Below are 13,104 nucleotides of genomic sequence, written 5' to 3' on the forward strand. Positions count from 1 at the left end.
GAAACCCGCCGCATGATATGCTATTGATTTCAGGCTTTTATCCGCGATCCCTGAATCGATTTGTAATCGGGTAGCGCCGGTCGCGGCCAAAGTTTTTCTTGGTGATCTTCACGCCCGGCGCCGCCTGCCGCCGCTTGTATTCGGCGATGTAAAGCAGGTGCTCGATGCGGTGGACGGTGTCGCGGTCATGGCCGCGCGCCACGATCTCGTCGACCCCCATCTCGTTCTCGACCAGGCACTCCAGGATGTCGTCGAGATCAGGATATGGCGGCAACGAATCCTGGTCGGTCTGGTTGGGACGCAGTTCGGCGGAAGGCGCCTTGTCGATGATGTTCTTGGGGATCACCTCGCCCGAGGGGCCGAGTGCGCCGGGCGGTACCTGGGTATTGCGCCAGCGCGACAGCGCATAGACCTGCATCTTGTAGAGGTCCTTGATCGGATTGAAGCCGCCATTCATGTCGCCGTAGAGCGTGGCATAACCGACCGACATCTCGCTCTTGTTGCCCGTCGTCACCACCATCGAGCCGAACTTGTTGGACACGGCCATCAGGATCGTGCCGCGGGCGCGCGACTGCAGGTTTTCCTCGGTGATGCCTTCCTTGGTGCCTTCGAACAGCTGCGTCAACGCATGCGAAAACCCATCGACAGGCTCGTGGATCGGCACGATGTCATAGCGGCAGCCGAGCGCGCGGGCGCAGTCCTCGGCATCTTTCAGCGAGTCGGACGAGGTGTAGCGGTAAGGCATCATGATCGCCCGCAGCCGCTCCTCGCCCAGCGCATCGACGGCGAGCGCCGCGCAGATCGCCGAATCGATGCCGCCCGATAGGCCGAGCACAACGTTCTTGAAGCCATTCTTGTTGACGTAATCGCGCAGGCCCAGCATGCAGGCGCGATAATCGGCCTCTTCCCGCTCGGGTATCTTCGACATCGGCCCCTCGACGCAGGCCCAGCCTTCGTCGCCGCGCCGCCACAGCGTCATCGCCACCGTTTCCTCGAACTGGCTCATCTGGAACGCCAGCGAATGGTCGGCATTGATCGCAAACGAGGCGCCGTCGAACACCAGCTCGTCCTGCCCGCCAAGCTGGTTGGCATAGAGCAGCGGCAGGCCGCTCTCGATCACCTGGCGGATCGCCACCTGGTGGCGCACATCCATCTTGGCGCGATAGTAGGGCGAGCCGTTCGGAACCAGCAGGATTTCGGCACCGCTCTCGGCCAGCGTCTCGCAGACGCCGAGTTCGCCCCAGATATCCTCGCAGATCGGGATGCCGAGGCGCACGCCGCGGAAATTGACCGGCCCGGGCATGTCGGGACCGGCCTGGAAGACGCGCTTCTCGTCGAATTCGCCGTAGTTGGGCAGGTCGACCTTGAAGCGTTCGGCAATGACCTTGCCGCCATCGGCGACGATGATCGCATTGTGCACGCCGCTCTTGCGCTTGAGCGGCACCCCGATGATGACGCCGGGGCCGTTGTCGGCGGTGTCCTTGGCAAAATCCTCTGCTGCCCGTTCGCACGCTGCCAGGAAGGCCGGCTTGAGCACGAGATCTTCCGGCGGATAGCCGGCCAGGAACAGTTCGGTGAACAGCACGAGGTCGGCACCCTGGCGTGCCGCATCCGCCCTTGCCTCACGCGCCTTGGCAAGATTGCCCTGGATGTCACCGACAGTCGGGTTCAACTGGGCGACAGCGACACGGAGGATATCGGGGATGGATTTTTTCGTCATGCCAGCGGTTTAGCCTGCGTCTTTGTGGGGGGCAATGGCGATCGATTGGACCATCATTCGCCCATGTAGGCGCGGAGTTCGTCGGCCGGGTGGTTGACGCCGATCGACATCGACAGGATGCGCGAGATATGCGCTCGCGGCAGCCCGGTCGCCACCGCCCATTCGTTGATCTGTGCCTGCACCTTGGCGAGGTCCTTCTTCGACGTGGCCGCTTCGCCGATGTCGAGCCCGGCATCGCGCAACGCCAGGATCATGTCCTGCGACAGGATGAAGGTGTCCCAGCCGAGCCAGCGCAGCAGGTACTGCCCGGTGTTGCCACCAAGGCGGCTGCCGTGCTTGCCGAGATAGGCGGTGAGCCCGACCTGGTCGTCGGCCGGCCAGTCGGCCAAGAATTTGCCGAAGCCGCCATGCTCCTTCGATACGTGCTCGACGAAGGCGGCATTGTCGCGCACCGACCGGATTTTCTGCGGATTGCGCACGATGCGCTTGTCCGATGCCAAGTCGTGCCAGAAATCGTCGGGCTGGAACAACAGCCGCTTCGGCTCGAACCCCAGAAAGGCTTCCTCGAAGCCCGGCCACTTCTGCTCGATGACCCGCCAGACGAAACCGGCCGCAAAGACCCGCTCGGCCATGGTGGAGAGGATGCGGTCGTCGCTGACCTTGGCAAGTGCTGCATTACCGGACACCGGTCCGAGCAGCGACTTCAGCACCGCCTCGCCGCCCTTGCGGTCGGCAGCCCGCGCCCTGATCTTCGCAAAATCCATCCTGGTCCCTCCTCGCCCGCATTCTGGCGCCGCACGCGAATATCTTCTTATATGGATTTGCCGCTGCCAAGCAGCGCCTTCACCAGTGCGGAGCGGAACATGAACAAGACCGTAGCTGACCTTGCAGGCCGCTGGCTGGCCCGGAAATCCGAGAACCTGAGCGAGGTCGAGCACAAGGTGCTGCAAAGCGCGATCGACAGGAAGGCCGTCTCGCGCAACGTCAACGAAAGCGTGGAACGACACGAAGGCACCGGCGACCGCCTTGCCGATGCAATAGCCCGTATCGGCGGCTCCTGGAGCTTCATCCTTACCTTCCTGGCTTTCCTCGTAGCATGGACCGGGCTCAACGCCTGGATGCTTGGCCGCGAATCTTTCGATCCCTATCCATTCATCTTCCTCAACCTCATCTTGTCGATGCTCGCAGCAGTGCAGGCGCCGATCATCATGATGTCGCAGAACCGGCAGGCCGAGCGCGACCGCATCGATGCCGCACATGACTATGCGGTGAACCTCAAGGCCGAGATCGAGATCATGGCACTGCACGAGAAGCTCGACGAAATCCGCTTCCAGGAGATCATCCTGCTGCGCCAACAGCTCCGCGAGCTCGCCGAGCAAGTCGGCCGCATCGCCCCTCCCGCCGCCGGGCAGTCTCCGGCCCAATGATCGACACGATCCACAGCCTCGTCGAGCGCTTTGGGCTTTTGGCGGTGTTCGTCGGCTGCATGGCCGAAGGCGAAAGCGTGGCTATCCTCGGCGGTTTCTTTGCCCATCAGCAGGTGTTTGCACCCTGGCAGGCCTTTGCCACGGCGGCGTCCGGCGCCTTTCTCGGCGACACGCTGTTCTTCGTGCTGGGCCGCCGGTTTTCGAACCACAAATGGGTGCGCTTGCTGCGTCGCCGGCCGGGATTCAGCCACGCTTATCGGATGGTGCAGTCGCATCCGTATCTGTTCGTTCTGGCCAACCGCTATATCTACGGCATGCGCCTGGCGGGCGGCATCGCCGCCGGGCTGTCGCGCATTCCCGTTCTCGTCTTCCTTGCGTTGAACGCACTGTCCGCACTGGCCTGGGCAGCGCTGTTCGTCAGCCTTGGCTACGTTTTCGGCCTCGGTGCCGAGCACATTATCGGCGACGCGCTGAAAGGACATCAGCGCCTGCTGATCGGGCTCGGCATCGGCGCGGTGGTGGCCGTCGCAGCTTGGCTGCTCGCCCGTCATGTCGTGAAGAAAGAACCGCGCGAGTAGATTCAGCCGATGAGGTCGCGGTCGCCGCGATCCAGGATCAGCGGGATGATCAGGTCTTCCTCGTCGTCGAGATGCCTGGTCAGCATCGCCACCAGCCGCGCGTTCTCGTCGGCATAGGCGTCGGCGGCGAAGCGCTGGCTGTCTTCGCTTTCCTTGAGCGCACGAAGAAAGGCGCTTGCCGTCTCGGCATTGCGTTCCAGCGCCTCATGGATCAGGTGATGGTCGGCATCGAGGATCTCGAAGCCTGGCCTTAGCCGCGTTTCAGCGTTGGCGAAGACAGGAAAGTAGTGGTGGTCCTCGACATTGTGGTGCCCGTCGAGATTGCCGAGGAAGTGGTTGAGGCGCGGCGCAAACCAGCGGGCGAACTGCTGCGCATCCATGCGGCCCTCGCGATAGTCGCCGATGCCCGTGGTGAGCATGGCGCCCAGTTCGCGGAACATGTCATGCCGCTGCAGCCACATCGACGCCATGCCATGAACGTTGTCATGGTCGAACCAGTCCTCGCGCGGGTATTTGTCGACCAGCCAGCGCAGATCCTCGGGCAGGCCTGCCCTGGATTCGAGATGGTGGATATCGGCTTGATCAGCCATGTCGGTCTCCTTTGGTGACCGACATGTAGGTACGGCTCCGTCAGATCGAAAGGCCGAGGAGGCGCTCGGCGATGGCGAAGCCCCAGACGCCGAGCACGATCACGATCGAGATCAGCACGGCAAGCGAGCCGCAGTCCTTGGCGAGTTGGATGTCGATGTTGAACTCACGGCTCACAGCATCGCATGCCGCCTCGATGCCGGTGTTGAGAACTTCGACGGTGACGAGGAAGAGGATCGAGCCGATCAGCAGCGCATAGCCGCTCCAAGTCTCGGCCAGGAACCAGCCGATCGGGAGTGCAGCGACCAGCAGCATGATCTCCTGCTGGAACGCCGCTTCGGTGCGGATCAACCGCGAGAACGCCCGCACCGAATTCTGGAAAGCCTTGACCAGCCGATCCATGAAATGCCCTTTCAGCTCAATCGAAGGGGCATCATTTAGCTGCTCGGCGATCAGTCGAACAGATAGGAATCGTTGGCAAAGAAGCCGTGGTCGACCGAATCGTGCACGCGGCGCCCTTTTGCACCCTCGCCTGCCGCCCCATAGGCAAAGAAGATCGGCATCAGATGCTCGTCAGTCGGGTGGTTCTCCGACGGATACGGTGCCTCATCCTTCCAGTGGAGGATCGCATCGGTGTCACCCGAAACCAGCTTGCCGGCGAACCATTCTGTGAAGGCGTGCACCTTGCCGGCCAGAACCGGATCAGCCTCCGCGCCATGCCTCAACGTCGAGAAATAGGCGCGCAGGTTGTGGGTGACGTGACCCGAACCGATCAAAAGGACGCCTTCGTCGCGCAACGGCGCCAGCGCCTTGCCGATGGCATAGTGCCACGCTGCATCGCGGTTCGGATCGATCGATACCTGCACGATCGGTATGTTGGCATCCGGGAAGGCAAGCTTCATCGGCGTCCAGGTGCCGTGGTCATAGCCGCGCTTCTCATAGGTGTGAGGATTGAGCCCGGCTGCCTCGAGCATGCCGAAAACTTTCGTCGCGAGCGCCGGCTCGCCCGGGGCTGGGTAAACCATCTTGTAGAGTTCCGGGGCAAAGCCGCCGAAGTCATAGATCATGCCAGGCTTGGGATCGGTCACCACCGCCACGCCGTCGGTCTCGAAATGGGCCGAAACGACGACGATCGCCTTCGGTTTAGGCATCAGATCCGCAACGGTTTCGAGATAGTGGCGGGCCGGCGTATCGGCCAGGACGATGTCCGGGCCGCCATGCGAAATGAACAGTGTGGGCAACGAGGTCATTTTCTTTCTCCTTGCCCTGAATATACGCCCTGCAGATGGTTTCGAGCAGACCGCCTCAAAGCGACGAAGCGTTCACCGCACGTGAACGAAGAGCCTGTCGCTGTTCACTCCTCTGCTACGACAAAGTCCGGCGATGACCGTTCATATTGGGGCAAGCCGTCATCGATGTCGTAGTGGCCGGCCTTCTGACCGACAAAGATATGACAGGAGCCGGCAAGCCCGTTGGGATCGTCGAACAGACCGGCCATGATCGAGATGTCCGGCTCGCTATGCGCCTTCCAGAACAGCAGCGAGCCGCAACAGCTGCAAAATCCTCGCCGGGCGAAATCCGAGGCTGCATACCAGGTGATGTGCTCGCTGCCCTCGATCTCCAGTTCGTCGTCGGCGACGCTGGTGGCAGCATAATAATGACCGCTCTGCTTCCGGCATTGCGTACAATGACAATAGACCACGCCGCGCAGCGGCCCCGTCGTAGTGAAGCGCACGCCCCCACACAGGCATGATCCTTTGTTCGGCTTGTCCATTTCCTGTCCTCTACTGGCCGGTCCCAGATTGGTCTTTCGCTAGACGGGATGCGCGTGAGATTGCGACATCCGGCATGTTGACGTTGCCCAGGCAATGTCTGGCGCCGGAAAATACACCCTGTGGTAGAAAAATGAACGCAACATCCCTGCAAATTAAGGAAACCTTAGCCAGCCTAAATTAGAGGTCAATACAAGTGATGAACGCAGAGGGGACCTGCGTCGTTGCAAAGCACTCTCATCTCGCCGCTCGCTCCCGACCGGTCGCCTGCCAGAATTTTGCCGGCATGGAAGCGATCGTTTGGCCAACTGAAAACGGGACATACATGCATTCTGCAGCCGCCCCGACAGACCGAGGCAATGATATTGCGAGCACTGTCGTGGCGACGATGGCCCAGATGGGAGTCATCGGCCTGCCGCGCAACTACGAGATCTTCTATGAGGCGCTGACCGGCACCAACCCGGCGCTCAGCCTCGAAGTCATCGCGCTCGGCAATCGCCCGACCCAGGACCAGCTGGACCTTGTCGGCCAGAAGTTCTTCGCCTTGAACCATGGCCAGGGCATCGTCGAACAGGCACGCGAGATCCTGGCACGCGAGCTCGAGGGCGTTGCCAGCCTGCTGCGCAACGAGCGCAGCCATCTGGAGCGCTACGGCAAGGTGCTCGACGAAACGTCGAGCGGCCTGAACAGCCGCACGGCGATGTCCCAGGAACTGCTGCAGAAGATCGTCGGCGTCATGGCGGTGGCCACGGCCTCGACCATCGATCACGGCAAGCAGGTGGCGAGCACGCTCGGCGACAAGTCGAGCGAACTCGAAAGCGTTAAGTCGAAGCTCGAAGAGTACAAGAAGCTCGCCGACACCGACCCGCTGACCCACATCTGGAATCGGCGCGCCTTCGACCGAAGGATCGCCAGGATCTACAACGACAACAAGGGAATCCTGTTCAGCGCCCTGATCTTGGCCGACATCGACCGGTTCAAGGACATCAATGACCGGCACGGCCATCCCGTCGGCGACAAAATCCTGCGGATCATCGCTGACATCTTCCAGTCGAGCGTCCATCGCGACATGTTCGTCGCCCGCACCGGCGGCGAGGAGTTTGCGCTGATCGTCGAAGGCACCACCGAGGAAGCCACCTTCGAGATCGCCGATCGGGTTCGCCTGCTGGTTGCGCAGACACAACTCAAGGATATCCAGCCCGGCGTGAACTACGGCCAGGTGACGGTTTCAATGGGCGTCTGCATGGCATCCGACGCCGAAAGCCCCGAAGACCTCTACGCCAAGGCGGACCGCGCGCTTTACCGTTCCAAGCTCATCGGCCGCAATCGCGTCACCCGCTATTCGACGATTGCGGAGCGCCAGGGCAAGAACTGGATGCTCTACAAGAAGGACTGATCGGCGACGGCGTTTCGGCAGCACCTCTTTCCATGTGAATTTATATGGACTATATTTTCCATAGAAATGGAAAGACCGATGCGGAACCACCTCGATCCAACACCAGCAGCCAGCCAGGGCACCGTCATCACCAAGGCGACCCTGCGCGCCGCCGACATGCTCGGCATCACCGCCAAGGCCCTCGCCTCCGTCATCGGCGTCTCCGAAGCCACGGTATCCAGGATGCGCAAGCAGGAATTCGCCCTGGAAGCCGGCAGCAAGCCTTTCGAGCTCGCCGTGTTGTTCGTCCGCCTGTTCCGCTCGCTCGACGCCATAGTCGGCGGCGACGAGTCGGTCGCCCGGTCCTGGCTGCGCAACGACAACACAGCGCTCGGCGCCACGCCAATCGAGAAGATCGTCACCATTTCCGGGCTCGTCGATGTCATTGCCTACCTGGACGCCCGCCGCGCTCTCGTCTGAGGCGCGTGCGCTCGAAGGCCGTTGCTGGCGGCTGGTCGAGGCCCAGCATCGCGTGTCCACCCTAAAGCTCGTCGACGACCTCGACGAGCAGGCATTGCTGGAGGAATTGGTCGAGGCAACCAAGCCGGTCGTGCCGGTCGAATGCCGCAAGCTGCACTATCTGCTGGCGACGCCGTTCCGCTACGGCTCGAACTATCCAACCGGTTCGCGCTTCCGCCGCGCCGGCAAATCGCTTGGCGTCTACTACGCCGCCGAGAAAGTGCAGACCGCCGTCGCCGAGATGGCTTTCTACCGGCTGCTGTTCTTTTCCGAATCTCCCGACACGCCCTGGCCCAGCGACGCGGCCGAATACACGGCCTTCGCCGCTGCCTTCAAGACGACCCGCGCCATCGACCTGACCGCGCCGCCATTCTCGGAGGATGCTGCAAGCTGGACGCATCCGACCGACTACGCTGCCTGCCAGCAAGTGACCGACGCCGCGCGCGAGGCCAATTTGCAGGCGATCCGCTATCGCTCGGTGCGCGATCCCCGGAGCGGTGCCAACCTGGCGCTTCTATCCTGCACGGTCTTTGCCAAGCCTGCACCCGTCGAGCGGCAGACCTGGCGTATCCGCCTTGGCCCTTCCGGCGTCCAGGCCATCTGCGAATTCCCCGAGATCCGCATCGGCTTCGACCGCACCAGCTTTGCCGGCGATCCTCGCCTTCAAGACATGCGCTGGATCAGAACATGAAAAAGGCGCCGGTCGAAACCGGCGCCTTTGACTTGAACTTGCCTACTGCGGATCAGGCGTTGACTGCCTTCTTCTCGGCGGCCGGCGCGCTCTTCCTGAGCAGTTCCGACACCAGGAAGGCGAGTTCGATCGCCTGGTCGGCGTTGAGGCGCGGATCGCAATGCGTGTGGTAGCGATCCTGCAGCTCTTCGGCGGTGATGGCGCGGGCGCCACCTGTGCATTCGGTCACGTTGTTGCCTGTCATCTCGACATGAATGCCGCCCGGGTGAGTACCCTCGGAGCGGTGGATGTCGAAGAAGCTCTGCACTTCGCTCAGGATGCGGTCGAACGGACGCGTCTTGTAGCCGGCGGCGGTGATCGTGTTGCCATGCATCGGATCGCATGACCAGACGACCTTGCGGCCTTCCTTCTCGACGGCGCGGATCAGCTTCGGCAGGTGGTCGCCGACCTTGTCGTGGCCGAAGCGCGCGATCAGGGTCAGGCGGCCAGCCTCGTTCTCCGGGTTCAGCACGTCGATCAGCTTGAGCAGGTTGTCAGGCGCGATCGACGGGCCGCACTTGAGCCCGAGCGGGTTCTTCACGCCACGGCAGTATTCGACGTGGGCGTGATCGACCTGGCGCGTGCGGTCACCGATCCAGATCATGTGGCCCGACGTCGCATACCAGTCGCCCGAGGTCGAATCGACGCGGGTCAGCGCCTGCTCGTAACCGAGCAGCAGCGCCTCATGGCTGGTGTAGAAGTCGGTCTCGCGCAGCGCGTAGTTGGTCTCCGACGTGATGCCGACGGCACGCATGAAGTCCATCGTCTCGGTGATGCGATTGGCCAGGGCCTCGTAACGCTCGCCCTGCGGGCTGTTCGACACGAAGCCGAGCATCCAGCGCTGAACATTCTCGAGGCTGGCATAGCCGCCCTGCGCGAAAGCGCGCAGCAGGTTCAGCGTCGCCGCCGACTGACGGTAGGCCATTTCCTGGCGCGCCGGATCGGGCACACGCGACTTTTCGTCGAATGCCGGGCCGTTGATGATGTCGCCGCGGTAGCTCGGCAGCGTCACGTCGCCCTTGGTCTCGTTGTCGGACGAGCGCGGCTTGGCGAACTGGCCGGCAATGCGACCGACCTTCACCACCGGCTGCGCGCCGGCGAAGGTCAGCACGACCGACATCTGCAGGAAGACGCGGAAGAAGTCGCGGATGTTGTCCGCGCCATGTTCGGCGAAGCTCTCGGCGCAATCGCCGCCCTGGAGCAGGAAGGCTTCGCCATTGGCGACGGCGGCGAGCTGCTTCTTCAGTTTTCGCGCTTCACCCGCAAAAACCAAGGGGGGAAAGGTGGCGAGACGAGCTTCCGTTTCCGTGAGCGCCGCAGCATCCGGATAAGCCGGGACCTGCTGGATCGGCATGCTTCTCCAGGAATTCGGTGACCATTTCGTCATGTTCGCACCTAAAAGTTTTGCCAGCGGGCACCTCACCCGCGCTATGACCCGCCAATACGGGAACGCGGCTCCTTACACGATGAGGAGCCGCTATACTACCCCGTATTAGGTGTACGACCGAACCCAGGATTGCACGTCGCCTGAACGCACAATCAACCGTCGATGCGAACACCCTCCTTCACGAGATAGGTAGGCTTGTACATGGTCACAAGTTCTTCCGCCGCGGTCGGATGCACAGCCATGGTGCGGTCGAAATCGTCCTTGGTGAGACCCGCCTTCAGCGTGATGCCGAGCAGCTGCGCCATCTCGCCGGCATCGGGGCCCAGCACGTGGGCGCCCAGCACAAGGCGCGTGTCGCCATCGACGACCAGCTTCATCAGCATCTTTTCCTGCCTGCCAGACAGCGTGTGGCGCATCGGCCGGAAGCTGGTGCGGTAGATTTCGAGGTGCTTGAACCGCTTGGCCGCCTCGTCCTCGGAGAGACCGACGGTGCCGATCTCGGGCTGCGAAAACACCGCCGTTGCCACGCAATCGTGATCAGGCTCGGTCGGGTTGTTCTTGAACGCCGTCTCGATGAAGCACATCGCCTCGTGGATCGCGACAGGCGTAAGCTGGACGCGATTGGTGACGTCGCCGACAGCCCAGACGTTCTGCACGTTGGTGCGCGAGAAACGGTCGACGACGATGGCGCCCTGCCTGTCCATGACGACGCCCGCGGCTTCAAGGCCGAGGTTTTCGGTGTTGGGCGTGCGGCCGATGGCCAGCATGACCTGATCGACGGTCAGCACCTCGCCGGTGTTGAGACGCGCGTCGAGACGCCCGTCGGCCCGCTTGACCACCTCTTCCGAGACCGCCGGGCACAGGATGCGAATGCCCTTGGCAACCATCGTGTCGTGCAACGTGCGCCGCAGGTCCATGTCGAAGCGGCTGAGGATTTCCTTGCCGCGATAGACCAGCGTCGTCTCGACGCCGAGGCCGTGGAAGATGTTGGCGAATTCAACGGCGATGTAGCCGCCGCCCTCGATCAGGATCGCCTTGGGCAATTCTGCAAGATCGAAAACCTCGTTCGAATAGATGCAGTGCTCATGACCGGGAAGCGCCGGATGCGCGGCCGCCCGTCCGCCCGTGGCAATCAGAATCTGATCGGCGGTAACGGTACGATTTTCCGCCTCAATCCTGATAGTATGGCTGTCGACGAGCACGGCGCGCGAATGGATCGTCTCGCCGCCGGAGCCTTCGACATTGCGCTTGTAGATCGCCTCGAGCCGAGAAATCTCACGCTCCTTGTTGGCGACAAGCGCTGCCCAATCGAACTTTGCTTCGCCCACTGTCCAGCCATAACCTGCGGCATCCTCGAAATGCTCGGGAAACTGCGAGGCATAGACATAGAGCTTCTTGGGCACGCAGCCGCGGATGACGCAGGTACCGCCGAAGCGGAACTCCTCGGCCAGCGCGACACGTTTTCCAAGTGCCGCCGCAACCCGTGCTGCACGCACCCCGCCGGAGCCGCCGCCGATGACGAAGAGGTCGTAGTCGTACTGAGCCATGGTGGTCCTTCCAGCGGTCGGAGCGCAGCCGCTCCGATGTCGTTTGAAGCAGCGCATTCCGGTCGCAGCAACCGTTTCCGATTGCCGGCCGGTCGCCGCGATTGGGTGGGTCACAGGTAGTGGCAGCGGCACCAAAAGAAAAGCCCGGCGACTGCCGGGCTTCTGGATCGTGACCGTTGGTCGCGGAAGATTACGGCTTCGGCGTTTCCGGCGCCGCGCCTTCAGCTGCCGGAGCCTTGGTGCCGGCAACGGCCTTGAGCTTTTCGCCAACCTGTTCGGCGAGATCGCGGGCAATGCCGTTCTGCCAGATCTCGGCGGCCTTGACCAATTCGCGCGAGGCGATCGGACCGCTCTCGATCAGCTTCTTGCCGGCCTCGGAATTGTAGAAGGTGGCGATGTCGTTGAGGTTCTGCTCGGAGAAGGCCTTGGCATAGGCAAGCGCCGATTCCTTTTCGAGGTCGGCGCGGCGCGACGCCAGCGCCAGCGTGTTCTCGTCCACCGTCTGGGTGATCAGTTCCTGCATGTCCGGGTTCTGCTGGATCAGCTGCTGCTTCAGCGCTGCGGCCGCCTGCGGCAGGATCGAATCGAAGGAGTCCGTGGCGTGGATCGCCGAAATCGCGGCATGAGCCGCCTTGAGATGGGATTCGCCGATCTCCTGGGCCTGTGCCGAGAACGCGATCGCCGCAAATGCCGAAGCCGCCACCATGACGGAGAAGCCGCGAAGCCGGTTTGTCAAAATCATGATGAATAGAACTCCTGTTTAGCGGGTCGGATGGACGGTCTTGACACCGTCTGTACCGGCGATGACGGCAACGGTGGCCAGGCCGAGAAAGAGGCCATGCTCGACGACGCCGGGGATGGCGTGCAGGGCATCAGAAAGCGCTCTTGTATCGGGAATGCGGCCAAAAGATGCATCGATAATGAAATGTCCACCGTCGGTTACGAAGGTCTCCCCGCCTGTCTTTCGCAGCACCAGCGGGCCGGAAAGGCCGAGTTTTGCCGCTGCCTTGGCGATGGCGATTTCGGTTGCCTTGAGGCCGAACGGATTGACCTCGATCGGCAGCGGGAAGCGCCCAAGCGCCTCGACCAGCTTGGTCTGGTCGGCGATGACCACCATGCGCGCCGAGGCGGCCGCCACGATCTTTTCGCGCAGCAGCGCGCCGCCACCGCCCTTGACCAGCGAAAGAGCCGGGTCGATCTCGTCGGCGCCGTCGATGGTGAGGTCGAGCTCAGGCGTTTCGTCGAGCGTCGACAGCGGCACAGACAATTCGCGGCAAAGGGCAGCAGTGCGCTCGGATGTCGGCACGCCGATCACCTTCATGCCGGCTGCAACCTTTTCGGCGAGCAGCCTGACGAACTCTTCGGCCGTCGAACCCGTACCGATGCCGAGGCGCATTCCGCTCTCGACATAGCCCAAGGCGGCTCGTGCCGCCTCGATCTTCAAAGCCTTGGCATCCATGA

The 13,104-nt window shown here is 62.5% G+C and carries 15 protein-coding genes; 5 read left to right on the forward strand and 10 right to left on the reverse strand.

What is annotated here, in order from left to right; all coding sequences use genetic code 11:
- Nucleotides 1-37: 37 nt before the first annotated feature.
- Complete coding sequence (locus GGR00_RS01920; protein ID WP_055977255.1) at nt 38-1,720, reverse strand: NAD+ synthase; 1,683 nt, start codon at nt 1,718-1,720, stop codon at nt 38-40.
- Between the two features lie 53 nt (nt 1,721-1,773).
- Nucleotides 1,774-2,484: a DNA-3-methyladenine glycosylase I gene (locus GGR00_RS01925; protein WP_055977258.1), complete on the reverse strand. Its 711-nt coding sequence runs from the start codon at nt 2,482-2,484 to the stop codon at nt 1,774-1,776.
- Nucleotides 2,485-2,583: 99 nt separating this feature from the next.
- On the opposite strand from GGR00_RS01925, the gene GGR00_RS01930 reads away from it, so the two are divergent.
- Nucleotides 2,584-3,147, forward strand: coding sequence for a DUF1003 domain-containing protein (locus tag GGR00_RS01930; protein WP_184697481.1), 564 nt, complete (start codon nt 2,584-2,586; stop codon nt 3,145-3,147).
- Entirely contained in the window at nt 3,144-3,725 is a 582-nt protein-coding gene (locus GGR00_RS01935) for a DedA family protein (protein WP_184697484.1), read from the forward strand. The genes GGR00_RS01930 and GGR00_RS01935 overlap by 4 nt, the downstream gene beginning before the upstream one ends.
- A gap of 2 nt (nt 3,726-3,727) precedes the next feature.
- Here the strand turns inward: GGR00_RS01935 and GGR00_RS01940 are convergent, their stop codons facing one another.
- From GGR00_RS01940 to GGR00_RS01955, 4 genes are all read right to left on the reverse strand, one after another.
- Nucleotides 3,728-4,315: a hemerythrin domain-containing protein gene (locus GGR00_RS01940; protein ID WP_184697486.1), complete on the reverse strand. Its 588-nt coding sequence runs from the start codon at nt 4,313-4,315 to the stop codon at nt 3,728-3,730.
- Nucleotides 4,316-4,355: 40 nt separating this feature from the next.
- Nucleotides 4,356-4,715, reverse strand: coding sequence for a diacylglycerol kinase (locus tag GGR00_RS01945; RefSeq protein WP_055977268.1), 360 nt, complete (start codon nt 4,713-4,715; stop codon nt 4,356-4,358).
- A gap of 50 nt (nt 4,716-4,765) precedes the next feature.
- A complete protein-coding gene (locus GGR00_RS01950; protein ID WP_184697489.1) occupies nt 4,766-5,563 on the reverse strand; it encodes a DODA-type extradiol aromatic ring-opening family dioxygenase in 798 nt (265 codons plus the stop codon).
- Nucleotides 5,564-5,667: 104 nt separating this feature from the next.
- Nucleotides 5,668-6,087, reverse strand: a complete 420-nt coding sequence (locus GGR00_RS01955; protein WP_184697491.1) for a GFA family protein — start codon at nt 6,085-6,087, stop codon at nt 5,668-5,670.
- 323 nt (nt 6,088-6,410) lie between these two features.
- Between GGR00_RS01955 and GGR00_RS01960 the strand changes: the two genes are divergently transcribed.
- The 3 genes from GGR00_RS01960 (at nt 6,411) to GGR00_RS01970 (ending at nt 8,670) form a co-directional block, all read left to right on the forward strand.
- A complete protein-coding gene (locus GGR00_RS01960) occupies nt 6,411-7,481 on the forward strand; it encodes a GGDEF domain-containing protein (protein WP_184697494.1) in 1,071 nt (356 codons plus the stop codon).
- A gap of 78 nt (nt 7,482-7,559) precedes the next feature.
- On the forward strand, nt 7,560-7,940 hold the full coding sequence (locus GGR00_RS01965; RefSeq protein WP_055977717.1) for an MbcA/ParS/Xre antitoxin family protein: 381 nt from the start codon (nt 7,560-7,562) through the stop codon (nt 7,938-7,940).
- Nucleotides 7,900-8,670: an RES family NAD+ phosphorylase gene (locus tag GGR00_RS01970; RefSeq protein ID WP_184697497.1), complete on the forward strand. Its 771-nt coding sequence runs from the start codon at nt 7,900-7,902 to the stop codon at nt 8,668-8,670. The genes GGR00_RS01965 and GGR00_RS01970 overlap by 41 nt, the downstream gene beginning before the upstream one ends.
- 52 nt (nt 8,671-8,722) lie before the next feature.
- Here the strand turns inward: GGR00_RS01970 and GGR00_RS01975 are convergent, their stop codons facing one another.
- The 4 genes from GGR00_RS01975 to rpiA all read right to left on the reverse strand — a co-directional run bounded on the left by GGR00_RS01975 (nt 8,723) and on the right by rpiA (nt 13,102).
- On the reverse strand, nt 8,723-10,096 hold the full coding sequence (locus GGR00_RS01975; RefSeq protein WP_055977280.1) for a class II 3-deoxy-7-phosphoheptulonate synthase: 1,374 nt from the start codon (nt 10,094-10,096) through the stop codon (nt 8,723-8,725).
- 152 nt (nt 10,097-10,248) lie between these two features.
- Nucleotides 10,249-11,643, reverse strand: coding sequence for a glutathione-disulfide reductase (gene gor / locus GGR00_RS01980; RefSeq protein WP_184697500.1), 1,395 nt, complete (start codon nt 11,641-11,643; stop codon nt 10,249-10,251).
- Nucleotides 11,644-11,833: 190 nt separating this feature from the next.
- On the reverse strand, nt 11,834-12,385 hold the full coding sequence (locus GGR00_RS01985; protein WP_055977285.1) for a DUF2059 domain-containing protein: 552 nt from the start codon (nt 12,383-12,385) through the stop codon (nt 11,834-11,836).
- A gap of 18 nt (nt 12,386-12,403) precedes the next feature.
- Nucleotides 12,404-13,102, reverse strand: a complete 699-nt coding sequence (gene rpiA / locus GGR00_RS01990) for a ribose-5-phosphate isomerase RpiA (RefSeq protein WP_184697503.1) — start codon at nt 13,100-13,102, stop codon at nt 12,404-12,406.
- Between the last annotated feature and the right edge of the window lie 2 nt (nt 13,103-13,104).

This window comes from Aminobacter aganoensis (assembly GCF_014206975.1).
In the GTDB taxonomy this organism is placed as follows: domain Bacteria; phylum Pseudomonadota; class Alphaproteobacteria; order Rhizobiales; family Rhizobiaceae; genus Aminobacter; species Aminobacter aganoensis.